Genomic DNA, 25,178 nt, shown 5'->3' with positions numbered 1-25,178 from the left:
CAAACCACATTTTCCACCGTTTTACTTTAGCTGTTTAGTTTTAAAAATTGGCTAATTTCCTGATTAAATTTCAACGGTTCGGTCAGTAAAGGGGTATGCCCAGATTGGTGAAATATGACTTGTTTCGCATTCGGCATAGCTTCTACCACTTGACGTTGTCCTTCTGCCGCATACAAGGTCGATTGTGCGCCTGTAAAAAAGACTGTCGGACAACCCAGTTGAGTTAAAGCCTCACGATAATCTTCCTGATGGTGTAAATAATTGTCGATATACCAGCGTAAATAATCTAAACGCTGTGTAGGTAAAATATAGCGTTGTAAAACAGGACGTTTGACGGCCAGTTTAAATAAAAACGGACTGATTTTATTGCTGGCTTGTAATTCTATAAATTCTAGCCAAAGTTCGACTAAGTTTTTACGCTGCAACACATCCATTTGTTGAATATCAGTATATTGCGCGTGATCATGTAAAAACTCGGACAGATGAATCAATAACTGTTTAAATTGTTGATGTTGATTGCCAAATAAGCCATAAGGCCAGTTTTCATCTACCCCAATTTTTGGTGCTTGGTCAATTTGTAAATAACTGCTTAAATGCGCAGCCAATTGTCCATATTGCATGCCATGCATGGCAGTGGTTGCCCCCATGGAATAGCCAATCAGTTTAAATTGTTGCAGGTTCTGTTGTTGAAGCAGACTGTTTAAATCTTGCCAATGGCTCGAAATAGCATCCAGTTCTGGAACGGCACACAGGTTTGAACCCCCAAAACCACGCCAGTCTGGAATAATAAAACGATACTGCTTTTTATGTTGATACAGAAATGGCAACCATTGCCAACTGTGCATGCCTAAACCTGAAAGCACAACCACAGGCTCACCTTGACCAAATTCACGTACAAATAGAGCTTCGCCATCGGGCATGCGGTAAAAAGGCATCAGCATTTCCTTGCATGGTTGTAATTAAAGATGCGTTATTCTTTATAGCATAGCCTGATCATTTCTGTATGGTGAGCAACCCTGATTTCACATTGATGTGGTTGCTATTACTTAAAAATATACTTTTAAGATGAGGCTTCGGCATCAAACTTTTTCAGTTCAGGAATCACATTTTCTAGCCATTCAATCCAGCCAATTTCCTGATCTATCCCTAGCTGCAAAATCATTTTATGAATATACAGGGTACGGTTGTTCGCAGGTGCTTGGCTAAAGTCTTTGGCAAAAATCTGTTGATAGGTGTGCAACTTGGCTTTGTGAAGCAGCAAATGTCGTTCTAGTTCGGGTAAGACGCTGTTGCCGCCAAGTTGGGCTTCGGCACGTAAACGTACCATAAGTTCTTCGCGTAATTGTGCAGGCGGGCTTTGCTCGACTATCCAGTTTGCCAGTTCATGCCGCCCCAAAGCTTCTACCTGATAGGTTTTGCTACGACTGCTAGAATCTTCATCTTCTAAGGTTGAAATCCAACCTTTTTTCAGCATGGTATTTAGTTCGCGATAAATTTGTTGATGGGTCGCATTCCAGAAAAACCCCATTGAGCGGTCAAAACGGCGTGCCAATTCAATACCGTTACTGGGTTTTTCAATTAAACTGGTCAATAAAACGTGAGCGAGCGACATAAACAGAGCAACTTTATTTTTTTCAGCTTTAATTATGCAACATGTTGCATAAAAATTAAATCTAGAATATAAAAGTATGCAACAAGTTGCATTAAGCATAAAACAGCCAGCATTTTTGCCAGCAGGGAGATTCTATGTCTGACTATCCACATTTACTTGCGCCTTTAGATTTAGGCTTTACCACTTTAAAAAATCGGGTCTTAATGGGTTCAATGCACGTTGGACTAGAAGAAGCACCGGGTGGATACGAACGTATGGCGGCTTTTTATGCAGAGCGTGCCAAAGGTGGCGTTGGGCTGATTGTAACAGGTGGTATTTCACCGAATGATGCAGGCTTAACCTTTGCGGGCGGCAATAAACTTGATACTCGTCAAGAAGCAGAAAAACATAAAGTGGTGACTCAGGCTGTGCATGATGCAGGCGGCAAAATTGCTTTACAGATTTTACATACGGGACGTTATTCCTATCAGCCCGATATTGTCGCACCGTCAGCAATTCAGGCACCGATTAACCCAAGTAAACCACATGCACTAACATCGGCAGAAGTACAGCAAACCATTGCCGACTTTGTGAATTGTGCCAAATTGGCACAATACGCAGGCTATGATGGTGTCGAAATCATGGGTTCGGAAGGCTATTTAATTAATGAGTTTATTGTTGCGCGTACCAACCATCGTGATGATGAATGGGGCGGCAGTTATGAAAACCGTATTCGTTTCCCAATTGAAATTGTTAAACGTACCCGTGCAGAAGTGGGTGAAAACTTTATTATTATTTACCGCTTGTCGATGTTGGATTTAGTCGAAGGCGGTTCGAGTTTTGAAGAAGTGGTGCAATTGGCACAAGCGATTGAAAAAGCAGGTGCAACCATTATCAATACAGGGATTGGCTGGCATGAAGCACGTATCCCAACCATTGCTACCAAAGTCCCTCGCGCAGCTTTTACATGGGTGACAGAGAAATTAAAAGGTTTGGTTAAAGTGCCACTGATCACTTCAAACCGTATTAACACCCCTGAAATGGCTGAGCATGTTTTGGCTGCAGGACATGCCGATATGGTATCGATGGCACGTCCAATGTTGGCAGATGCTTTCTTTGTGCAAAAAGCAGAGCAAGGTCGCAGTGATGAAATCAACACATGTATTGGTTGTAACCAAGCTTGTTTAGACCATATTTTCTCAATGAAGATTGCTTCATGTTTGGTCAATCCACGTGCTTGCCATGAAACAGAACTAATTTTTAAAGAAGCAACACAGACTAAAAAAATTGCGGTGATTGGTGCAGGGCCTGCAGGTTTGAGCTTTGCAACCTATGCTGCAGAACGTGGGCATCAGGTGACGATTTTTGAAGCATCGAATCAAATTGGTGGGCAGTTTAATATTGCTAAAACCATTCCTGGTAAAGAAGAGTTTTACGAAACTTTGCGCTATTTCAAACGCCAAATTGAGCTGCAACCGAATATTAAATTGGTATTGAATCATACGGCTAGTTTTGAACAATTGCTCGATGCTGACTTCGATGATGTGGTTGTGGCAACAGGTGTAACCCCGCGTCAATTGGATATCGCAGGTATTAATCACCCTAAAGTGCTGAGCTATATTGAGGTATTAAAAGAGCGTAAGCCTGTAGGTCAACGTGTTGCGATTATTGGCGCTGGTGGTATTGGTTTTGATACTGCAGAATATTTAAGCCATGAAGGTGAAAGTGGTAGTCTAAATCCTGAAAAATTCTACGATGAATGGGGAATTGATACCAATTATGCGCATGTCGGTGGTTTAAAAGCAGCAAAAGTTGAAGAATCGCCACGTGAAATTTATTTATTGCAACGTAAAGCATCATCCGTGGGTGCTGGCTTGGGTAAAACAACAGGCTGGATTCATCGTACAGGTTTAAAAAACCGTGACGTTAAAATGATTGCAGGGGCAAGTTATGACCTGATTGATGATCAAGGCTTGCACATCACCGTCAATGGTCAAAGTACAGTGCTCGAAGTTGATCATGTGGTGATTTGTGCAGGGCAAGAGTCTTACACCGCCATGTATGAGCAATTACAGGCAGCAGGCAAAAATGTGCATTTAATTGGTGGGGCGAAAGAAGCAGGCGAGTTAGATGCCAAACGCGCAATTCGTCAGGGTGCTGAATTGGCAGCGAAAATTTAATGTAATTCCTTCTCCCTCTCCTTTGGGAGGGGGCTGGGGAGAGAGTTAATAATCGCTTCTGCCCAGTGCAGCAGTGCTTCAGTCTCACTCAGGGACTCTGCATAGAAATGAAATATCAAAACAAAAAAAAGGAACTTAACATGACTTTGGAAACAACAAAATTAGCGGTACAGCGTTGGCATACAATGCTGCAAAACCATGATATGTCTATTTTGAGTGAATTGCTGGCAGATGATGTGGTGTTTCGTTCACCTGTAGCGTACCAACCTTATGCGGGTAAACAAGTGGTATTTTTTATTTTGACCAATGTAATTCAGGTCTTTGAAAACTTTACTTATCACCGTGAGTTTTATACTGAAGATGGTTGCAATGTTGTACTTGAATTTTCCGCCAATGTGGGAGATAAAAAACTTAAAGGAATTGATATGATTCAATTCAATACACAAGGACAAATTGTGGACTTTGAAGTGATGATTCGCCCGAAAAGTGGTTTAGAGGCATTGGCTGTGAAAATGGGACAACGTATGGCTGCCTTTATGCCAACCGAAAAATAAAATACCGCGTGTGTATGGCAATGAAGTTGTTTTATAGAAATCGGTTTCGGGTTGGCATGCTTGAAAGTGCATGTATTGCTTGGGAGTAAAATGATGTCTACATTACAAAAAATAGCGAAAATTACACAAGCGGTTTTAGATCAGGTCACAGGCGCAGATTTACCGACGTTGTATTATCATCCACATGGAGAAATCCGTCGGGTATTGGATTATTTACCACAGCTCAAAGAAAAATACCGTCCAACACCGTGGCTGTCCAATACACATGCGCATCTTTTATATTTTGATTTAATTAAAAAGAAAACCATTCGTCAGCAGTATGATCGGGTTGATCAACTCACTATGCAAGATGGCGGTATCACCGCAGTTGCTTGGGTGGGTTATGACTTACCTGCAGATACTCCCACAATTGTTTTAATGCATACCATTACAGGTTCTTTGGAAAGTATGCGTGAGTTGGTGCGCGATTTACATCAACAGACACAGTGGCGTATTGCCTTATGTTTACGTCGTGGGCATGGCAATTTACCAATGCCTGTACCACAAATGAATCTGTTTGGTTCGACGCATGATTTGCGTGAACAAATAGTGTTTATTCAGCAACAATTTCCACAATCTGAATTATATGCTGTTGGTTCTTCCGCAGGGACAGGATTATTGGTGCGCTATTTGGGCGAAGAAGGCGAGCAAACCCCAATTAAAGCCGCGTTTGCACTGTGCCCAGGATATAACACTGAACTAGGCTTTCAGCATGTGCATCCTTTTTACAGTAAAGTGATGACCAAAAAATTATTCCAGTTTTTTATTCAGCCCCATCAGGACATTTGGCAAAACGTAAAATCTTTATCGCAAGTGTTAAGTGCGACTACATTGGCAGAGTTTGAAAAGGCGTATTTTGAATTGGCGGGTTTTGAAGATTATGACAGCTACACACAAGCCATTAACCCAATTTATGTGTTTGAGAATGTCAAAATTCCGCTTATGGTTTTAAATGCAGAAGATGACCCAGTGTGCCACATCAAAAACTTTGATCCTTATAAAGAAACCATACGGAAAATGCCAAATATTATGGTAGTGACGACCCGTAAAGGCAGTCATTGTGGTTTTTATGAAGGTGTCGGTTTTACTAAATCTTGGGCATCGCGTTTAATTTCTAATTATTTTAAAGTGCAATCGCAGTTGCTGCAGGCAAGTTAAAGTGAAGCGCACAAACCTATATAGAAATAGGTAGCTGTATTGCAAATGTATTCACGAGTTATCTCAGCGAAGACTCATCCAAATGAATAAAAAACCCAGTACACAATGACTGGGTTTTTTAACGTCAATTCAAATCTAAGATAAGAACTTACACCTTAAAACTGACTTTAACTTAAAGCTTAGTTTTAAGTGAGCACTTAGTTCTCAAGTGCTGGGGTTGCAGCAGCAATCGCAGCGGCAACAGCATCATCTTCAGATTGAGCACCTGTGTTATTGCTTGGACGTGCTTGAGTTGGTTTATCTTCTGCTACAGGAGCTGCCGCTTTCGGCGCAGGCGCAGGTGCAGCAGCAGGTTGTGCAGGTGTTTCACGACGGATTTCAGTTGTGGTGTTCACTGTTTCAGTGCGCTCCACTTCTACCTGTGCAGGCGCTTCTGGTTCAGCATCTTGAATGTTTTCAACAGGTTCTAGTGGTTCAAATTGAGCAGTTTCAGTAGTTTGTTCAGTTTGAACCTCTACTTGTTCTTGCTCATCTTGCTTTGGTTGTTCTTTTTTTACACATGCAGTTAATAACAACGCCGTTGCAATTGCACCACAAATTAAAAGTTTCTTATTCATAATTGCACAAAATAAAAGATCGGATAGACGGACGTATTATAGCAATAAAATGACAGATGAAAATCCTCTCAAGAAGTTCTAATTTTTTATAGGAAATGCTGATAGAATAACCAATTGTTTATTGTTCTATGAATTGATGCGGAATGACTTTGCTTTATTGGTGCAGAGTAAAGTAAAATTGCGCAACATTGCAGGCCGATTTAGGCTCGATTGTACGAGAAACCCAATGACCCATTTTATTTTCGTGACTGGTGGTGTAGTTTCATCACTAGGTAAAGGTATTTCAGCTGCTTCAGTTGCTGCACTTTTAGAAGCCCGTGGTTTAAAAGTAACCATGGTCAAAATGGATCCATACATTAATGTCGATCCAGGGACAATGAGTCCTTTCCAACATGGTGAAGTTTTTGTCACAGAGGATGGTGCCGAAACTGACTTAGATTTGGGTTATTACGAACGTTTCTTGCGTCGTGCGAAAATGACCAAGTTAAATAACTTTACATCTGGTCGCGTGTATCAAGACGTTCTAAACAAAGAGCGCCGTGGTGATTACTTGGGCGGTACTGTTCAGGTGATTCCACACATTACCGATAATATTAAAGAACGTGTACTTCGCGCTGGCGAAGGCTACGATGTCGCAATCGTAGAAATTGGCGGTACAGTAGGCGACATTGAATCTCTCCCATTCATGGAATCTGTACGTCAATTGATGGTGGAATTAGGGCATAAGCGTACTATGCTCATGCACTTAACTTTATTGCCATATATCAAATCTGCGGCAGAGTTAAAAACCAAGCCAACTCAACACTCAGTTAAAGAATTGTTATCTATCGGTATTCAGCCAGATATTCTCATCTGCCGTACTGAACATGATGTTGATGCTGACACTACCCGTAAAATTGCGTTATTTACCAACGTAGAAGCACGTGCGGTTGTGGTATGTAAAGATGCCAAAACCATCTACCAAATTCCGCGTACATTCTATGAACAAGACGTTGATGATTTAATTTGTGAGCGTTTTGGCTTCAATGATCTTCCAGAAGCAGATTTATCTGATTGGGATAACGTAGTTGATGCATTATTGAACCCTGAATACAGCGTTCGTGTGGCGATGGTGGGTAAATATGTTGAACTGCCAGATGCCTATAAATCTGTAAACGAAGCATTATTGCATGCGGGTATTCAAAACCGCGTCAAAGTTGAAATTGACTATGTCAATGCAGAAGACCTTGAAAGCCAAGACGTTAATACTGTACTTAAAGATGCCGATGCAATTTTAGTTCCGGGCGGCTTTGGTGAGCGCGGTACCGAAGGTAAAATGCAAGCCATCAAATATGCACGTGAAAACGGTGTCCCATTCTTGGGAATCTGTTTGGGTATGCAATTGGCTGTGATTGAATATGCACGTAATGTGGCAGGTATTGCCGATGCAAGTTCAACAGAGTTTAACCGTTCGACTAAGTCGCCACTTATTGGTTTGATTACTGAATGGTTAGATGAGCGCGGCGAAGTTCAACAGCGTTCTGTCGATTCTGACTTGGGCGGCACTATGCGTTTAGGTGCACAAAAATCTGAATTGGTTGAAGGTACCAAAACTCGTGAAGTGTATGGTTCTGCAGAAATTGTAGAGCGCCATCGCCATCGCTATGAAATGAATAACCGTTATATTCCTGTGCTTGAAGAAGCAGGTCTTAAAATTTCGGGTTATTCACCAATTCAGCACTTGGTTGAAACTGTTGAAATTCCGCAACATCCTTGGTTTATTGCGGTACAATTCCACCCAGAATTTACCAGCTCGCCACGTGATGGACATCCATTGTTTGCTGGCTTTATCGGTGCGGCAAAACAACAGCATCAAAAAACCAAATAAGATGGCTTTAGGGATAAACTAGGAAGTTGAAATGTCACAATTAAAACCACAAGAAATTGTACGTTTGGGTGATATACAAATGGCGAATCATTTGCCATTTGTATTGTTTGGCGGCATGAATGTACTTGAGTCTAAAGACCTTGCATTTGAAATTGCTGAAACTTATGTGGATATTTGCACACGCTTAAATATCCCGTATGTATTCAAAGCCAGTTTTGACAAAGCCAACCGTTCTAGCCTGAACTCATTTCGTGGTCCCGGTTTAGAAAAAGGCATTGAATGGCTGGCTGACATTAAAAAGCATTTTAATGTGCCAATTATTACCGATGTGCATGAGCCGTATCAGGCTGCGCCTGTGGCAGAAGTGGCAGATATTATTCAGCTTCCTGCGTTTTTAAGTCGCCAAACCGATTTGGTTGAAGCGATGGCAAAAACTCAAGCCATTATCAACATCAAAAAAGCACAATTCCTTGCGCCGCACGAAATGCGTCATATTTTGCATAAGTGTTTAGAAGCAGGGAATGACAAATTGATTCTTTGTGAGCGTGGTTCAGCATTTGGTTACAACAACTTGGTTGTCGATATGCTGGGCTTTGACATCATGAAAGAAATGAATGTACCTGTGTTCTTTGATGTAACCCATGCTTTGCAAACTCCGGGTGGTCGTGCAGATTCGGCAGGTGGTCGTCGTGCACAAATTACCACCTTGGCACGTGCAGGTATGGCAACTGGCTTGGCAGGTTTATTCCTAGAAGCACATCCTGAACCAGAGCAGGCAAAGTGTGATGGCCCATGTGCATTGCGTCTATCACAACTTGAGCCGTTCTTGGCACAGCTTAAAGAATTGGATACCTTGGTAAAAGGTTTCCAAAAGCTAGATACACACTAAATTAGATCCATATTAAATCCATATTAAATTATAGACTCATTGATGCCTAAAGCATCACGTTATTAATCAACTGAGGAATTGTTCATGAGCCAAATCGTTGACATTCGTGCACGTGAAATTTTGGACTCTCGTGGTAACCCAACCATCGAAGCAGACGTAATCTTAGCATCTGGCGTAGTTGGCCGTGCATGTGCACCATCAGGTGCTTCAACTGGTTCTCGTGAAGCTCTAGAACTTCGTGATGGCGATAAAGCACGTTACTTGGGTAAAGGCGTTAAAACTGCGGTAAATAACGTCAATACTTTAATTCGTGATGCTTTACTTGGTAAGTCTGTGTTTGAACAAAAAGACATCGACAACACCATGATTGCGCTTGATGGTACTGAAAACAAAGAAAAATTAGGTGCTAACGCAACTTTAGCCGTGTCTTTGGCTGCTGCGCGTGCTGCTGCTGATGAAAAGAAAATTCCTCTTTTCCAATACATCGCAGACCTTCGTAACAACAGCATTTTAACCATGCCTGTACCAATGATGAACATCTTAAATGGTGGTTCACACGCAGACAACAACGTTGATATTCAAGAGTTCATGATTGAGCCAGTGGGCTTTACTTCATTCTCTGAAGCATTACGTGCTGGTGCAGAAATTTTCCACTCATTAAAATCTGTATTGAATCAAAAAGGTTTAAACACAGCAGTGGGTGATGAAGGTGGTTTTGCGCCAAACTTACGTTCTAACGAAGAAGCAATCACAGTTATTCTTGAAGCTATTGAGAAGACTGGCTACAAAGCGGGTTCTGACATCATGTTGGCGCTTGACTGTGCATCTTCAGAATTCTACAAAAATGGTCAGTACATTCTTGCAGGTGAAGGCAACAAAGCATTCACAAGCAACCAATTCTCTGACTATTTAGCTGGTCTTGTAAATCAATATCCAATTATCTCAATTGAAGATGGTTTAGATGAGTCTGATTGGGAAGGTTGGTCTTACCTCACTTCGATCTTAGGTGACAAGATTCAATTGGTCGGTGATGACTTGTTCGTTACTAACCCGAAAATCTTACAACGCGGTATCGATGAAAAAGTAGGTAACTCAATCCTGATCAAGTACAACCAAATTGGTACTTTGACTGAAACGCTTGATGCAATTTACCTTGCGAAAGCCAATGGTTACACAACTGTTATTTCACACCGTTCAGGTGAAACTGAAGATTCTACAATTGCGGATCTTGCAGTAGGTACAGCAGCAGGTCAAATCAAGACTGGTTCACTGTGCCGTTCTGACCGTGTAGCAAAATATAACCAATTACTTCGTATTGAAGAATTGACGAATGCTGCATATCGCGGTAAAGCTGAGTTCAAAGGTTTGAACTAAGCGAAATCAGTAGATGTCATTATTAAATGTATTTGACTCCAAAGCGAGTAAAGCATTGTTGGGCCTTGCGATCTTTTTGATCGCAGGGTTTCAATATTTACACTGGTTTGGTGAAGGTGGTTATCGTGACCATGCTGCACTGACAGAAAAAATCCAACAACAAATAGAATTAAATACAGAGCTGAAGGAGCGCAATCGTGTACTTGCAGCAGAAGTTTATGATTTAAAAAATGGGGTAGAAGCCATTGAAGAGCATGCCCGTTTAGATTTAGGCTTAATTAAGCCACATGAAACCTTTGTGCAAATGAGCACCATCAGCACACAATATAAACCAATTTATATTCAACCGAATTCCACAGTAGATTTACGCACCAATGAATCACAACAACTTGCAGCAGCAACCGCCCCGACACCCTAAACTTTGGGCGGTTATTCCCGCAGCGGGTTCTGGTAGTCGTTTTTCTAGAACTGAACTTAAACAATATCAGTATATTCAAGATCAAACAGTCTTAGCGCACAGCATCGCACGTTTAAATCACTTGCCTTTAGCGGGTTATGTTTTGGCGATTGGTCAAGCAGATGATGTAGCGCAAAACCTAAACTTGGCACAAAAAGAAAAAGCACATTTTTGCGTAGGTGGTGCAGAGCGAGTGGATTCAGTCTTAAATGCACTGCATTATTTATCTGAAATCGCCCATGCAGATGACTGGGTTTTGGTGCATGATGCAGCGCGTCCTTGTGTGACAGCTGCTTGCCTTGAACAGTTGTATCAGACTGCACTGGCAACAGATCAAAGTGCAATTTTGGCTATTCCAGTGCGTGATACTTTAAAAAAGGTAAGCCAAGGCACAAAAATTGAAACCACGGTAAGCCGTGACCAACTTTGGCAAGCGCAAACTCCGCAAATTGCTAAACTTGATGTGCTTAAAACAGCCATTGAATCTGCATTAAAACAGCAATTGACGATTACCGATGAGGCCAGTGCTTTAGAAGCAGCAGGGCAAATTGTAAATGTTGTGCACGGTCGTTCGGATAATATTAAAATCACCTATCCCGATGATTTAGAGCTGGCACGTTTAATTTTAGCCTCACAACAACATGGATGATAAAAATCTAGTGTAATTAACACCGCGTTAAACTTGAATCTTCAACGATTAAGCTTTAATGATTCACTCTGTGCCGCTTTGCTTCTATAATTGTCCATCCTGTCTATTTTAAATACCTTTGAGTCGCATGAATCCATCGCAGCAGTATCGTTTTTTACGTCACTCATTACGTGATGGTAGAAGCATTAAAAATGATTCCTCACGCTGGACTAAATTACATTTAGATCCATGGTTGCTGTGTTTTCTGATTTTAAATGCGATTCTGGGTTTAATGGTGGTATATAGTGCCACCGCGCAAGATATGGGGATGGTGCTGCGTCAAGCAACCAGTTTTGGCATTGGTTTTATCGCCATGATTATTTTGGCGCAAATTCCGCCTAAGGTATATCAAGCTGCCAGTCCATATTTTTATATCTTTGCAGTCATCATGCTGGCTTTGGTTTTGGTCATTGGTGAAACCCGTATGGGGGCAAAACGCTGGATCAGCTTGCCGGGTATTGGCAGTATGCAACCCAGTGAATTTATGAAATTTGCCATGCCATTGATGATGGCGTGGTATTTTTCGCGTCGTGCTTTCCCGCCTAAATTGATCCATATCATTGTCGCTTTAGTGATTATGATGATTCCTTTTGTCTTGGTGGCATTGCAACCCGATTTAAACATTGGTTTGATTATTCCCGGTGTCTTTGCGCTATTTTTAAGTGGCATGTCATGGCGATTAATATTGGGGGCAATCACCGCATTGGCTGTTGCAGCACCGTTGCTTTGGATGTTCTTTTTGCAGGAATACCAAAAGAAAAGGGTACTCACCTTATTTGACCCAGAGTCGGACGCCTTGGGGGCAGGCTGGAATATTATTCAATCCAAAATTGCCATTGGGTCAGGCGGTTTTACAGGTAAAGGTTATTTAGAGGGAACACAATCGCATTTGGGTTATCTGCCTGAACATCATACTGACTTTATTATGTCGACCTATGCCGAAGAGTTTGGTTTTATTGGCGTGTTTTTACTGTTCAGTTTGTTTGCCGCGATTATTTTACGTTGTTTGATGATTGGGATGAATTGTTTCCATAATTTCGGGCGTTTGTATGCAGGCACGGTTGGTCTGACTTTCTTTTTCTTTGTATTTCTAAACTCAGGGATGGTGAGTGGTATTTTACCTGTAACGGGTGACCCATTGCCGCTGATGAGTTATGGTGGAACGGCTGTTATTTCCATGTTGGCGAGTATGGGGATTGTGATGTCTATCCATACTCATCGTTAATACAGAATCCATCTGAAAGATGATATAGGTGAGTTTTGCTATTATCATCTTTTTCTCTTTTTGTGGTTTTAAAAAGCCTAAGCAATTAGGATAAACACAAAACAATCCTTATAATATCCAGTAAATTTACTTTATTTATTAAGCAATAATTTAAAAAGAACAGCATAACAGTAACACAGAGCACCCCATGACCCATTTAATTTTTATTGCACTTTTCCCTTTGATTGCCTTAATTGCAATGGGTTATCTGCTTAAGCAATCACGTATGTTGGATGAGCCATTTTGGAAGGGTGCAGAAAAGTTAAATTACTATATTTTGTTTCCTAGCATGTTGTTATTAAACCTCGCTACAGCAAACATTGAAGCGAAATCAATCGCACAGATTTTGTCGGTCGTAGGGATTATTGTGGCTTTAGTAAGTTGTCTGTTATATGCCTTGCGCGGCTATTTCAAAACACCCGCAGTCCGTTTTGGGGTGTATATGCAAAGCATGGTACGTTTCAATACGTATATCGGTTTGGCTTTGGTCGCAGCATTGTTTCAGGTGCAGGGCATGGCGCTGTTTGCGATTATTTTGGTGTTCTGCATTCCATTGGTGAATGTTTTATCTGTGCTGGCTTTAAGCGATACTAAGACTTTACAGGCAAAGCAAATCCTATGGTCATTAATGAAAAATCCATTAATTTTAGGGTGTATTGTTGGCGGTCTATTTAATTTATCAGGTTTGAGCTTGTGGGAAGGTGCAGCGCATTTTATTCGTCAAATAGCGTTATGCAGTTTGCCTTTGGGATTAATGTGTGTGGGCGCAGCATTACAATTTAATGGCTTGCAACGAGATGTATTCGCATTGGCATTGAATGTGTTCGGGCGTTTGTTATTTATGCCTGCTTTGGCTTGGCTAATTTGTCAGAGCTTAAATGTTCCAGTGTTGGAGTCGCAAATTTTAGTCTTGTTTTTTGCTTTACCTACTGCATCGGCAGCTTATGTACTTACACAAGTTTTAGGGGGAGATAGTCGTTTAATGGCTTCAATTATTAGCTTGCAAACCGTATTCGCCGCATTAACTTTGCCAATTGTGTTGTGGTTGCTCATTTAATCTGTCTAATACAATCTATTGTTCAGCGTTAATCGTATAAACGATAGATGCCCGCAAAGCGTTCACAACCTTTTTGTTTGGTTTGAATTTTTAAGATTGTTTTAGAATAATTAAACTCATAACTGCAATCGTGCTCATTGTCGATGATTTTGTTTTTTTGATCAGGTGTTGTATAAGCTAAAAAGGCAATACTTTGGCTTTCAAGGCGGTTATTTGGATTGCGATAAGCAATACCTTCAATTTTAATGCTGTTTTTATTGAGTTGATGAATTTGTAAATGTACGGGTTGTGCAGCAAATTGACCATTTTCATATTTTAAATAATGTTGAGTCATGCTTTGATTCATTGAAGTGAAAAAATTCAGTTGATCAATTCTAAAATCAAATTGCTGAGTATAACAATTTAAGCTTTTGCATTGCTGTAAGCGTTGGATCCACAATTGCTGAGTATCTTCTAACAAGCGAATAGGCGCATCACTCATCAAATAAGCTGTTAAATGTTGATCACTTAATTTTTCACGCAATTCTGAGAAATTTTCTGTGCACACCTGCGCCAACTTTTTATTGGGTGTAGATCTACAATCAATCCCTTGTGCATAAGAGAAAGATGAATATAAACAGCCAAATAACAGCAGTGTACTTAAGTTTTTGATAAGATGAATCTCAGATTTCAACAGCATGATCGCTTATACTTTCACTATGTTGCGCTAGGTCTAATATAGCGAAATCGAAAGTATGAATACAAGATTTCAATGATTTATTTCTACAGGAGTTGAACATGGTTGCACAGATTCGTATTGGACAAGGATTAGATGTTCATGCCTTTGAAGCGGGAGATTTTGTGACGCTTGCAGGTGTTCAAATTCCTCATACACAAGGTTTAAAAGCACACTCAGATGGTGATGTAGTGCTGCATGCACTATGCGATGCATTATTAGGTGCTTTGGCGCTGGGGGATATTGGGCAGCATTTTCCAGATACCGATCCAAATTATAAAGGTGCAGATAGTCGGGTATTGCTTAAACAGGTTTATCAACTCATTTTAGACCGTGGCTATAAACTGAATAACGCCGATATTACTGTGGCGTGCGAACGTCCTAAACTTGCACCGCATACGCTAGAAATGCGCCAAAGTGTCGCTGATGTATTGGATGTAGAGGTCACACAAATCAGTATCAAAGCGACAACCACTGAAAAATTAGGTTTTACTGGGCGTCAGGAAGGTATTTTAGCAACAGCGATTGTATTGATTTCTCATACAAAATAATCGCGTTAGAATTTTATCTATACAATCTGCTGAATTAAGAAAGTTCAGCAGATTCTAAAGCTTGTTGTAAATCTTGCGTGGCTTTACGACCTTGTAATTGCAAAGAAACGGCGTGAATTAAGCCTGTCCAAGTTTCATTGGGTTTCCAGATATCATGTAAAAAGTCTTGAGCCGTTGCAATATCCACATCCATAAAATATTGACGATACAAATACATTAAACTACTGACGTGGTTGTTATTGCTGCAATGTACCCACACCATTTGGCTTTCTAATAAATGATTGACCAAATCGAGCAATAATAAACATTGATCAGAGGATGGTGTTTCCCATGAAATTGGCAGTTGAATATAGTTTAGTCCAACATCCAGACAAATTTTGTCTTCATGGGGAAGGGCGTGTTCCGCATCACTTTCAGCCAAATTAATGACAGTGCCAATACCATATTCTTTAATTTGTTTTAATTCTTCAGCCGTAGGCTGACCTGAAGAAAACAAACGCTCATGAATGAACTGGAAATTTTTAATTTGGCTAAGTTGGGTTTCAATGTCATTCATGCGCGCAGAATTTCCTATGCTACAAATAGAAACGCCATCATGAAGATGGCGTTTTTAAATCTTAACGATTCACTAAAACGTCTTTTAATGCTTCATGCATTTCAAGCAATGCTTTTTCAGTGGTATCCCAGTCGATACAACCGTCAGTCACAGACTTACCATACTCTAAATCGCATAAATTTTCAGGAATATCTTGACGACCACCTTTCAGGTGACTTTCGACCATAATCCCAACAATAGACTTATTGCCATCTAAAATTTGCTCAGTGATATTTTTTAATACCAATGGCTGTAAGAATGGGTCTTTGTTTGAGTTAGCATGGCTGGTGTCAATCATGATTTTGGTGCTGACTTTGGCTTTGTTTAATGCATTTTCAGCATCTGCAACAGAGCCTGCATCGTAGTTAGGCTTGCCATTACCACCACGTAAAACCACGTGTGCATACGGGTTGCCGCTAGTACGAATTACTGAAACCTGACCTTGATCATTAAGACCCAAGAAGCTGTGACCGTGTTTTACCGACTGCATGGCATTGGTAGCAACTGTTAAGCCGCCATCTGTACCATTTTTAAAGCCGACTGGAGAAGAAAGACCAGATGACATTTCACGGTGCGTTTGGCTTTCTGTAGTGCGTGCACCAATTGCAGACCAAGAAATTAAATCTTGATAATACTGCGGAGAGTTTGGATCAAGTGCTTCAGTCGCACATGGCAAACCTTTTTCATTTAACTCAAGTAAAAGTTTACGACCAAGACGCAAGCCTTTTTCAATGTTAAAAGAGTCATTCATGTCTGGATCGTTAATTAAGCCTTTCCAGCCCACTGTAGTACGTGGTTTTTCAAAATAAACACGCATCACAATATAAAGAGAATCTTTTACTTTTTCGCTTAATACTTTTAAACGATCTGCATATTCATGTGCAGCAGCAGGGTCATGAATAGAACATGGACCAATCACCACAAATAGACGCTTGTCTTTACCATCTAAAATATTGCGGATTGTTTCACGACCACGAAGAACGGTTTGATAAGCATTTTCAGTCAAAGGTAACTCAGTTTTTAATTCTGCAGGAGTCACGAGTGGCTGAATACTTTCAATATTCACGTCATCGATGTCTGATTGTGTAAGAGGATTAGACTGTAAAGTATTCATTGCCGTCACTGGTTTGATCATACAAAAGATTGTTTAATAGTCTGAATATAACATGAATTTCACTGTATTTTGTTATAAAAAGATGAATACTTCTTTAAAAAATAAGCGATGAATCGGGTAGATAAATTAAACGGTCTGTTTTAGCAAAATCCTGTCAGATAAAGCATTCATTATTGGCTGGCTTGTGCCTCAGAAACTGCTGTTGCAGTTTCTTGTGTGCTGATAGGTTTTGATTTCACAGGATTGACCATAAAGTTAATCCCGATAATAAATAAGGTAATACCTAAAACTTTACGAATCACTTTTTCAGGTAAACGTGAACTGACTAAAGTTCCCACCACAATTGCAGGAATCGAGCCAACCAACAACCAAACCAATAGGTGAAAGTCGACATTGCCTGAACTCATGTGACCTAAGCCTGCAACTAGGGTAAGTAAGACGGCATGCACGACATCTGAACCGATAATACGAATCATCGGTAGATTCGGGAACATCAGCACCAATGCCATGATGCCAAAAGCACCTGCACCCACTGAAGAAAGTGTGACAAATACACCCAGTACAACTCCCATAATTACAATGAGGGCACGCTTATCTGCAGCCTGTAGTTTGACCTTTTCAAGGTCTTGGGTCATATCGGGCAATTCTTGTTTATGGTATTTATTAAAAAACGTTTCAATTTGACTGCGAAACACAATTGAGATGCCAGTTAAGGTCAACATAAAGCCCAGTACCACGGTCAGTACCATTTTGTAATGGGTAGATTGGCTTAAATAATTCTCTAAAACCCAGTGGGTCGCAAATGAAGCAGGGATACTGCCCACCGCAAGCCAAATGACAATGGGCCATACAATATTCATTTTTTTGGCATGAACCAATGAGCCGCAGAATTTTGAAATGGCGGCATAAAGTAGGTCTGTTCCAATTGCGATATGCGGTTCAATTTTAAACAAGCTGATCAGAATGGGAGTCATCAGTGAACCGCCACCTACGCCAGTCACACCCACGCAGAAGCCGACCAATACACCTGCCAAAATAAACTCTAAAGGACCAACCATGAAGATATGCCGAAGTCAAAAATCGTGAATATATTATGACTTTTGGCAATAAGCTGTTGTCTTGATTAATGATTTACTTATTCTTAAAACAGATATAGTCAATGTGGAAAATCAGTGCAAAAGATCGCAGATTCAAGCCACGGCTTACTTTCTGTTTCTTACAAAATACAGTGGCTATGCTAAAATGCGAAAATTCATATCCATTAAAATTTAGAGGACAAAACGCTTGCAAAATCGGAAACTTAAAATAGGTATCGTTGTGGGAGAAGTATCGGGTGATACTTTGGGGGCACAACTCATGCGACGTTTTCGTGAGCAAGGCATTGATGCTGAGTTTGAAGGCATTGGTGGTCCGCAAATGATTGCGGAAGGGTTTAAAAGTTATTATCCGATGGATATTTTATCGGTAATGGGCATTGTTGAAGTGCTGAAAGATTTGAAAAAACTCTTTGCAGTACGAGATGGTTTGGTCGAAAAATGGACTCAAGATCCAGTTGATGTCTTTGTTGGGGTTGATGCACCCGATTTTAATTTACGTCTTGCCAAAAGTTTAAAACAGAAAAACTTGCCAATTAAAACCGTGCAATATGTTAGTCCTTCGGTATGGGCATGGCGACAAGGTCGAGTGCATGGCATTAAAGCCAGTATAGATTTGGTGCTGTGTTTATTTCCGTTTGAAAAAGCCTTTTTTAAAAAATGGGATGTGCCTGCAGCCTTTGTCGGACATCCTTTGGCGAGTCAATTGCCGTTGGAAAATCCAATTGCTGCAGCAAAGCTCGAATTGGGTTTAGACCAACAGCAACAATATATTGCACTCTTGCCCGGTAGCCGACGTGGTGAAATTGAGCGTTTAGGGCCGTTAGTTTTAGATGCGGCTTATATTTTGACGCAAAAATATCCGCAGTTTAAGTTTCTAATTCCTGCAATTAATGATGCACGTAAACAACAAGTTGAAGCGTTATTACAGTCTTATCCGAGTGCATTACAAGACAAAGTGCAATTGATGGAAAATCGTGGCACAGAATCTAAAATTGGACGTCAGGTGATGAATGCGTCCGATATAATTGCACTAGCTTCAGGCACGGCGACGCTAGAAGCAATGCTATTACATCGTCCAATGGTTACGTTTTATAAGCTGAATCGGATCACGTATTGGATTGCGAAACTGTTGGTGAAAATTCCTTATTATTCATTGCCAAATATTATTGCAGGTAAAAAGGTGATTCAGGAGTTAATTCAGGAGGATGCAACACCTGAGCGTTTAGCAGTAGAAATTGAAAAGTTAATTGATATCGAAACAGCACAAATTCAAGTGATGCAACATATCACTATGCATAAGCAATTATTGTCCGATAACAGCGAAGACCCTGCACAAGCAATTTTGGCGATTTTAGATCGTTAAACTGTTCATTTCGTGATTGCATTGTTGTTTTGAAACTGCTGCCGATACTGGCTAGGTGTTAGCTCGAATTGCTTTTTAAAAGTTTGGCTAAAGGCGGTTTCGGAAGAATAACCGACACGATGGGCAATTTGTTGAATCGACAATTGTCCTTGCTGTAAATAATGCGATGCCAAGCGTAGCCGATGTTGTTGTAAGTATGCCAAAGGCGGCTCACCAATCACCTGATTAAACAAATTGGCAAATTTAGAACGTGACATGCAACATTGTTCTGCCAAACTTTCTACCGTCCATGCTTTTTCGGGTTGACCATGAATAGCTGCGAGCGCATTGGAAAGTTCAGGATGTGCCAAAGCGCCGAGCCAGTTATTTGAGTCATCAAGCTGAAAAATATAATCACGCACACATTCAATCAGTAAAATACTGACCAAGTGATCTAATATTTTATCCCGTCCCGGTCGGATTTGATGACTTTCCACCGCTAAAAATTGCAAGCCAATTTGTAACCACTCGGGCGCTGTGCTGCACATGATATGCGGAATATGCAGATATTCGGGTAGGGCACTTAAAAGCGGTTTTGCCATGGTGGTGTCCATGTGGCATTGAATCACCAAAATAAATGCGTCTTCAGCTTGTGTGTGATTTATCGTGCCAAAATTTATTGACTGCTGTGACTGAATTTGAAATAAATCCGAAATATCAAAGTGTTCTGTCCAGTGAGTGTCTGCAGTTGCACTTGCGTAATGACTGCAACCCGATGGAATCAGGACAATATCACCTGCATCAATGTGAAGGTGTGTCTGTGCAGATAAATGGATATGCAGCGAGCCTTGTAGTACTACATAAGCCAGCATTGCCCCTTGGTCACGATATTGAAATGACCAATCTCCTTGAGGATTTAAATAGATATATTCTGATTGGTGCAGATGTATATCATCAAAAATTTTACTTAAAGCATCCATATTTTAAGCATAAATCATTATAAAAAATAAACCTGTGATTTCAGGACAATATAGCGCATTTTTGCGCCAAAGACTTTTGCATAGCTTTTTTGGACGTCTGCAACTGTTCATTCTCGTGTCTTTCCTCAAATATATAGGTAGAACAGCGTAGAAGGAAGAAAATAAGATGAACGCACCACTTCATTTGCTTAAAGAGATGGAACAGGATGTTCCTTATAAAAGCGCGGCTCAACTCGATAAAAAGCGTTATTTATGGTTGATCAGCCCATTTTTACCTGTATTGGGGATGGGGATTTTGGCGGGTTATCAATTCGCTCCGAAGCCTGTGAAAAAAGTTTTTGCTCTAGGTGGCCCTTTATTATTGCATGTGATTATTCCAACAATTGATACTTTAATTGGTCAAGATGCCAATAACCCAAGCAATGAAGATGTGAAACGACTTGAGGAAGATCGGTATTATTCGCGTTTGGTGAAAAGTTTTATTCCTTTGCAATATGCCGCCAATATTTATGCAGCTTATTTGGTTGGACGGCCACAAACCTCGTTAGTCGATAAAATTTTTCTGGGTATTTCCATGGGGATGGTGAATGGTATTGCTGTCAATACTGCGCATGAACTCAGCCATAAATCTTCAAAAATTGATCACTTACTGTCACATTTGGCTTTAGCACCAACAGGATATAACCATTTTCGGGTTGAGCATCCGTATGGGCATCATAAACGTGCTGCGACACCTGAAGACCCTGCATCTTCACGTATGGGAGAAACATTTTATGAGTTTTGGCCCCGCACGGTAAAAGGTTCGTTTAAGTCTGCACTGCAAATTGAAACTCAGCGTTTAAAACGTAAAGGCAAAAGTTTTTGGTCGAAAGACAATGAATTATTACAAGGCTGGGGCATGAGTGCGGCATTTCATGCTGCATTGTTGGCGCGTTTTGGTACTGGGATCATTCCGTATTTGGCGACACAGGCTTTTTATGGCATTAGCCTGTTTGAAATAATTAATTATATAGAACATTATGGCTTGCTTAGACAAAAAGATGCGCATGGCAAATATGAGCGCACTATGCCTGAACACAGCTGGAATAATAACAATATTGTGACCAATTTGTTTTTGTATCAATTACAACGTCATTCCGATCATCATGCTTATCCAACCCGACCATTTCAGGCTTTGCGACATTTTGATGAAGCGCCTGAATTACCAAGCGGTTATGCCAGCATGTTGCTGCCTGCCATGATTCCACCTTTGTGGTTTAAAATTATGGATAAACGTGTATTTGAACATTATCAAGGCAATTTAAACAAAGCCAATATTCAGCCTAAACGCCGTGCACGAATTTTTAAGAAATTTGGTGTGGTGGATAATTGATTGAATTATTAAGATTATTTTTTAATATTCATTTTGATATTTCTTTTGTATATATCTTTCAAAGGAAAGATTGAGATGTATACCAGATGTCTATTTTCACTCATCTTACTATGAATTGACTTCATCTCATTTTGGCGCATAATAAAGTTATATATTTATATAATATTGAGGTGGGTATGATTCATACAAACTTGAGAAAAGTAGGTGGTTCGGTCATGCTTGCCGTACCGCCTACATTATTAAAAAGTTTAGGTTTAGATGCGGGAAAGGAAGTTTCTCTGAGCATTGTGAATGGTAAGTTAGTGGTCGAACCTAAAGCGAAGCCATCTTATAAATTGGCTGACTTGCTGCAAGAGCATCAAGCTTTAGCATTAGAGCAAGATGCGTGGCATGATGTAAAAGCAGTTGGGCGAGAAGAAATCTAATGAATCAAGGCGATATTTATTTGATTTCATTAGATCCAACACTTGGACATGAACAACAAGGTAAGCGACCTGTATTTGTTATTTCACCTAAGTCATTTAATCTTATTACTAAAATGCCGATTGTTTTGCCTATTACTTCTGGTGGAAACTTTGCACGAAATATGGGTTTCGCTGTAGAGCTTATTGGTGGGAAAACTACAGGTATTGTGCGTTGTGATCAATCTAGAGCTTTAGATTTTGAAGCTAGACACGCGCGGTTTTTAGAATCCTCGCACGCAGATGTTTTGGATGAGGTTTTAGCAAGATATATCGCAATTTTTTCACCTGAAGATTAATTTATATCGAAAAAGACAGAAATTTATAGCAATATTTCTATGAAAATCTGTCTTTTATCTTACTTTACTATATGCCTTAAATCATAAAATCACTTGAGCTCACTCGAACTTTTACCTAATTCACGACGGGCAATAATCAATAGCTGAATCTGTTGCGTACCTTCAAAAATATCTAAAATTTTCGAATCACGTGCCCATTTTTCCAATAACTCATCTTCGTTATAACCCACCGATGCAGCTAACTCGACACACCTGAGCGTGATTTCATTACACACGCGACCAGCTTTGGCTTTGGAAATAGAAGCTTCGCGTGAGTTAGGCTGTTTATTGTCTGCCATCCATGCTGCTTTGAGCATCAATAAACGTGCGGCTTCCCATTCTGCTTCCATCCGATAAGTCTGTGCTGCGATATGTGAACACTGTAAATAGGGCGTGGCATAATTTGCATCTAATTGGTCTTTAAAAATTTCCTTAATCCGCTCTAAAGCGGCTTTGGCACAACCAACGGCCATAGCTGCCACCAAAGGGCGAGTGTTATCAAAGGTTTCCATCACACCTGCAAACCCTTTGGCAACATCAATTTCTGCATTGCCTAAAAGGTTGCTCGCAGGAACACGGCAATTTTCAAATCGAATTGTTGCTGTGTCCGAGGCTTTAATCCCTAATTTATGTTCTAAGCGTTCCACGGTCATGCCAGGTGTGCCCTTAGTCACAACAAAGGATTTGATCGCAGCACGTCCCAGTTTTTTGTCTAAGGTTGCCCACACAACAACGGCATCGGCGCGGTCACCAGAGGTCACAAAAATCTTTTCACCATTTAAAATATATTCATTGTCTACTTTGGTGGCAGTGGTACGAATAGCCGCAGAGTCAGAACCACAGTTGGGTTCGGTAATTGCCATGGCTGCCCAAACACCATTAAAGCGTGGTAATTGTTCTTCATTGGCCACCGCAGCAATCGCAGAATTACCTAAACCTTGGCGTGGCATACTGAGTAATAAACCTGTATCGCCATAACACATTTCGACAATACTCAGTGCGGTAGACATATTTACGCCATTTTTGTTACCTGTAGATGTGTCACCACGTTTGTTGACTGCTGCACCTGCATTCATGCCATCGCCCGCTTGGTTCATACCATCAACTAAGGCGGCAAGCATGTCTAATTCTTTCGGGTAGGCGTGTTCGGCTTTATCATATTTCCTTGAAATGGGACGTAATACATTTAAAGCAACTTCATGTGCCTGATCGACCAACATTTTGAATTTTTTTGGATTTTGTAAATTCATGGATATATTCCTTATTTTTCTAGCTGGCTATCGTTTATTGATGGTGTGAGATTAGGCATGCAAGCCTGAATGCATAATTGCAGTTGCACGTAAATCACGATACCAACGCTCTACAGGATGTTCTTTGGTAAAGCCATGACCACCTAAAATTTGCACGCCATTGGTGGCAATTTGCATAGATTTTTCTGCACAGAGCAGACGTGCTAAATATGCTTCTCGATGAAAGTTTTTACCCGATTCGGCAAGACTCGCTGCATTCAGCAACAGCATGCGCATGGCTTCAATTTCAATGGCCATATCTGCAATCATAAAAGCCACACTTTGACGATGTGAAATTGGTTCGCCAAATGCAGTGCGCTCATTGGCATAGCGAATACAATAACTTTTCACTGCTTCACAGCAACCAACTGCCATGGCGCACCACATGAGATTACCTAAATCTAAAAATGCGCTATAATCAAAATCATCTGTGCCTAAACGCTCCGCAGGGGTTTGATTAAACTTTAAAGTCGCCGTTTCGCAGGCTTTTAAGCCCATTGCAGGCGCTGCTTTAAATTGAATAGAAGCATCACGTTGCACAATGAACACATCGGCTTGACCATTTAGCTCTGCACTAACCAAAAATAAATCTGCTGTTTCGGCCAAAATCACCAGCGTTTTTTCACCTGTAATTAGGTACTGTCCATTTTGCAAAGTCGCTTTGGTTTTTAGCTGATACGGATTAAACGCAGCAGTATTTTCCTGAATCGCAAAAGTGGCTTGAAGTGGCGTTGGATGGTTCGCGTCTGTTTCGGAAAACGCAGATAAATACTGATTTTGAACCTGTTCTGAACCCCAGCGAGTTATGGCATTCATTACGCCAAATGTGGAAAGTAATCCTGCGGTTAAGCCAAAGTCACCACGTGCCAATTGTTCGGCAATTAAAATATGGCTGACAATATTTTGTTCAGTGGCAACACCGCCTAAAGCTTCGGGCAGAGCATAGGTGTTCAAACCTAAATCTGTGCTGTATTGCCATAATACTTGTGGGAATTTCGCATCATGATCTGCCTGATGTGCCAATGGATAGATCACTTCTGTAGCAAATTGCTGCATGGCATCGACCAGCATTTGCTGTTCTTCACTCAATGACAAATCAAATAAATCTTTGGATTGACGTGTCAGTCGTTGTTGCGGTAATTTTTGTGTGCTTTTAAAATTTTTTTGAGTGGTTTCAAAGGTTTTAAAACCTGCTTTGGCTGAGTGATATAGAGATTGTTCAACCCATTTGCGTAATTTGAATTGATCGAGCAGATCACTCGATGCCATTTTAGTGAGTAGCGCTAAGCCGAATCCTTGGGCTTTGTTTATCATTTGACTCATGATTGTGTTGTCCTACACAGAGAATGCTTGTTTTTTATGCTGACATGCAGACTATAAAAAAACTATGTCATTGCTGACATGCAGAATTGTCAAAGATAAACGGTAAAAATTTTCTTATAACTGGACTAATATGTGGATTTTTATAGATTATTAATTTTATAGAAATCTACGCTTTTAAAATAAATTGACCTAAATGACAATTGCATCGAGTGGGCAACAATCATTTAGGTCTATATAACAGCTTTGATCAAAGAAATAAAAGTTGG

At 40.5% G+C, this 25,178-nt stretch carries 25 protein-coding genes; 15 read left to right on the top strand and 10 right to left on the bottom strand.

Annotated features, from left to right (window positions below):
* Window positions 1–26: 26 nt before the first annotated feature.
* Window positions 27–935, bottom strand: a complete 909-nt coding sequence (locus CF596_RS00205; protein WP_096900864.1) for an alpha/beta hydrolase — start codon at window positions 933–935, stop codon at window positions 27–29.
* Between the two features lie 125 nt (window positions 936–1,060).
* The gene (locus CF596_RS00200; protein ID WP_096900863.1) at window positions 1,061–1,612 is read right to left on the bottom strand and encodes a PadR family transcriptional regulator; all 552 of its coding nucleotides are present in this window, start codon (window positions 1,610–1,612) and stop codon (window positions 1,061–1,063) included.
* Window positions 1,613–1,746: 134 nt separating this feature from the next.
* Between CF596_RS00200 and CF596_RS00195 the strand changes: the two genes are divergently transcribed.
* The 3 genes from CF596_RS00195 to CF596_RS00185 all read left to right on the top strand — a co-directional run bounded on the left by CF596_RS00195 (window position 1,747) and on the right by CF596_RS00185 (window position 5,522).
* A complete protein-coding gene (locus CF596_RS00195; protein ID WP_096900862.1) occupies window positions 1,747–3,771 on the top strand; it encodes an NADPH-dependent 2,4-dienoyl-CoA reductase in 2,025 nt (674 codons plus the stop codon).
* 140 nt (window positions 3,772–3,911) lie between these two features.
* Window positions 3,912–4,325, top strand: a complete 414-nt coding sequence (locus CF596_RS00190; RefSeq protein ID WP_096900939.1) for a nuclear transport factor 2 family protein — start codon at window positions 3,912–3,914, stop codon at window positions 4,323–4,325.
* Window positions 4,326–4,415: 90 nt separating this feature from the next.
* Complete coding sequence (locus CF596_RS00185; protein WP_026438425.1) at window positions 4,416–5,522, top strand: alpha/beta fold hydrolase; 1,107 nt, start codon at window positions 4,416–4,418, stop codon at window positions 5,520–5,522.
* 197 nt (window positions 5,523–5,719) lie between these two features.
* Here CF596_RS00185 and CF596_RS00180 read toward each other — a convergent pair whose 3' ends face one another.
* Window positions 5,720–6,139 (bottom strand): internalin, encoded by a 420-nt coding sequence (locus tag CF596_RS00180; RefSeq protein WP_096900861.1) that lies wholly within the window; start codon window positions 6,137–6,139, stop codon window positions 5,720–5,722.
* Window positions 6,140–6,365: 226 nt separating this feature from the next.
* On the opposite strand from CF596_RS00180, the gene CF596_RS00175 reads away from it, so the two are divergent.
* The 7 genes from CF596_RS00175 to CF596_RS00145 all read left to right on the top strand — a co-directional run bounded on the left by CF596_RS00175 (window position 6,366) and on the right by CF596_RS00145 (window position 13,735).
* Window positions 6,366–8,006, top strand: coding sequence for a CTP synthase (locus CF596_RS00175; protein ID WP_004973343.1), 1,641 nt, complete (start codon window positions 6,366–6,368; stop codon window positions 8,004–8,006).
* Between the two features lie 31 nt (window positions 8,007–8,037).
* The gene (gene kdsA / locus CF596_RS00170; RefSeq protein ID WP_004973345.1) at window positions 8,038–8,895 is read left to right on the top strand and encodes a 3-deoxy-8-phosphooctulonate synthase; all 858 of its coding nucleotides are present in this window, start codon (window positions 8,038–8,040) and stop codon (window positions 8,893–8,895) included.
* Window positions 8,896–8,979: 84 nt separating this feature from the next.
* Entirely contained in the window at window positions 8,980–10,269 is a 1,290-nt protein-coding gene (gene eno, locus CF596_RS00165; protein ID WP_004973347.1) for a phosphopyruvate hydratase, read from the top strand.
* 13 nt (window positions 10,270–10,282) lie between these two features.
* On the top strand, window positions 10,283–10,687 hold the full coding sequence (locus CF596_RS00160) for a septum formation initiator family protein (RefSeq protein ID WP_004973349.1): 405 nt from the start codon (window positions 10,283–10,285) through the stop codon (window positions 10,685–10,687).
* Complete coding sequence (gene ispD / locus CF596_RS00155; protein ID WP_004973351.1) at window positions 10,644–11,375, top strand: 2-C-methyl-D-erythritol 4-phosphate cytidylyltransferase; 732 nt, start codon at window positions 10,644–10,646, stop codon at window positions 11,373–11,375. Before CF596_RS00160 ends, ispD begins: the two co-directional genes overlap by 44 nt.
* Before the next feature lie 127 nt (window positions 11,376–11,502).
* Complete coding sequence (rodA, locus tag CF596_RS00150) at window positions 11,503–12,639, top strand: rod shape-determining protein RodA (RefSeq protein WP_096900860.1); 1,137 nt, start codon at window positions 11,503–11,505, stop codon at window positions 12,637–12,639.
* A 187-nt stretch (window positions 12,640–12,826) separates the two neighbouring features.
* On the top strand, window positions 12,827–13,735 hold the full coding sequence (locus tag CF596_RS00145) for an AEC family transporter (protein WP_096900859.1): 909 nt from the start codon (window positions 12,827–12,829) through the stop codon (window positions 13,733–13,735).
* Between the two features lie 28 nt (window positions 13,736–13,763).
* Here the strand turns inward: CF596_RS00145 and CF596_RS00140 are convergent, their stop codons facing one another.
* Window positions 13,764–14,414 carry a hypothetical protein gene (locus CF596_RS00140; protein ID WP_096900858.1) on the bottom strand — a complete coding sequence of 217 codons (651 nt, stop codon included), beginning with the start codon at window positions 14,412–14,414 and terminating at the stop codon, window positions 13,764–13,766.
* 98 nt (window positions 14,415–14,512) lie between these two features.
* Here CF596_RS00140 and ispF point away from each other — a divergent pair, with 98 nt between their 5' ends.
* Entirely contained in the window at window positions 14,513–15,001 is a 489-nt protein-coding gene (gene ispF / locus CF596_RS00135; RefSeq protein ID WP_004973369.1) for a 2-C-methyl-D-erythritol 2,4-cyclodiphosphate synthase, read from the top strand.
* A 34-nt stretch (window positions 15,002–15,035) separates the two neighbouring features.
* On the opposite strand, the gene CF596_RS00130 is transcribed toward ispF, so the two are convergent.
* From CF596_RS00130 to CF596_RS00120, 3 genes are all read right to left on the bottom strand, one after another.
* Window positions 15,036–15,557 carry a protein tyrosine phosphatase family protein gene (locus CF596_RS00130; protein ID WP_004973370.1) on the bottom strand — a complete coding sequence of 174 codons (522 nt, stop codon included), beginning with the start codon at window positions 15,555–15,557 and terminating at the stop codon, window positions 15,036–15,038.
* Between the two features lie 61 nt (window positions 15,558–15,618).
* The gene (locus CF596_RS00125) at window positions 15,619–16,710 is read right to left on the bottom strand and encodes a 3-deoxy-7-phosphoheptulonate synthase (RefSeq protein ID WP_042068745.1); all 1,092 of its coding nucleotides are present in this window, start codon (window positions 16,708–16,710) and stop codon (window positions 15,619–15,621) included.
* Between the two features lie 170 nt (window positions 16,711–16,880).
* Window positions 16,881–17,768: a sulfite exporter TauE/SafE family protein gene (locus CF596_RS00120; protein WP_096900857.1), complete on the bottom strand. Its 888-nt coding sequence runs from the start codon at window positions 17,766–17,768 to the stop codon at window positions 16,881–16,883.
* Between the two features lie 226 nt (window positions 17,769–17,994).
* Here CF596_RS00120 and lpxB point away from each other — a divergent pair, with 226 nt between their 5' ends.
* On the top strand, window positions 17,995–19,170 hold the full coding sequence (lpxB, locus tag CF596_RS00115) for a lipid-A-disaccharide synthase (protein ID WP_096900856.1): 1,176 nt from the start codon (window positions 17,995–17,997) through the stop codon (window positions 19,168–19,170).
* Window positions 19,171–19,175: 5 nt separating this feature from the next.
* Here the strand turns inward: lpxB and CF596_RS00110 are convergent, their stop codons facing one another.
* Complete coding sequence (locus tag CF596_RS00110) at window positions 19,176–20,129, bottom strand: AraC family transcriptional regulator (protein ID WP_096900855.1); 954 nt, start codon at window positions 20,127–20,129, stop codon at window positions 19,176–19,178.
* Window positions 20,130–20,295: 166 nt separating this feature from the next.
* Between CF596_RS00110 and CF596_RS00105 the strand changes: the two genes are divergently transcribed.
* The 3 genes from CF596_RS00105 to CF596_RS00095 all read left to right on the top strand — a co-directional run bounded on the left by CF596_RS00105 (window position 20,296) and on the right by CF596_RS00095 (window position 22,261).
* Entirely contained in the window at window positions 20,296–21,501 is a 1,206-nt protein-coding gene (locus CF596_RS00105) for an alkane 1-monooxygenase (RefSeq protein WP_096900854.1), read from the top strand.
* A 176-nt stretch (window positions 21,502–21,677) separates the two neighbouring features.
* Window positions 21,678–21,926 carry an AbrB/MazE/SpoVT family DNA-binding domain-containing protein gene (locus tag CF596_RS00100; RefSeq protein ID WP_004973383.1) on the top strand — a complete coding sequence of 83 codons (249 nt, stop codon included), beginning with the start codon at window positions 21,678–21,680 and terminating at the stop codon, window positions 21,924–21,926.
* Entirely contained in the window at window positions 21,926–22,261 is a 336-nt protein-coding gene (locus CF596_RS00095; protein ID WP_096900853.1) for a type II toxin-antitoxin system PemK/MazF family toxin, read from the top strand. Before CF596_RS00100 ends, CF596_RS00095 begins: the two co-directional genes overlap by 1 nt.
* 89 nt (window positions 22,262–22,350) lie before the next feature.
* Here the strand turns inward: CF596_RS00095 and CF596_RS00090 are convergent, their stop codons facing one another.
* Together CF596_RS00090 and CF596_RS00085 are read right to left on the bottom strand one after the other, a co-directional pair.
* Window positions 22,351–23,550, bottom strand: a complete 1,200-nt coding sequence (locus CF596_RS00090) for an acyl-CoA dehydrogenase family protein (RefSeq protein WP_096900852.1) — start codon at window positions 23,548–23,550, stop codon at window positions 22,351–22,353.
* Between the two features lie 51 nt (window positions 23,551–23,601).
* Window positions 23,602–24,912: an acyl-CoA dehydrogenase family protein gene (locus CF596_RS00085; protein ID WP_004973388.1), complete on the bottom strand. Its 1,311-nt coding sequence runs from the start codon at window positions 24,910–24,912 to the stop codon at window positions 23,602–23,604.
* Between the last annotated feature and the right edge of the window lie 266 nt (window positions 24,913–25,178).

The organism is Acinetobacter sp. YT-02 (genome assembly GCF_002412355.1).
Taxonomy (GTDB): Bacteria; Pseudomonadota; Gammaproteobacteria; order Pseudomonadales; family Moraxellaceae; genus Acinetobacter; species Acinetobacter towneri.
This window is presented reverse-complemented; position numbering and strand designations above follow the sequence as displayed.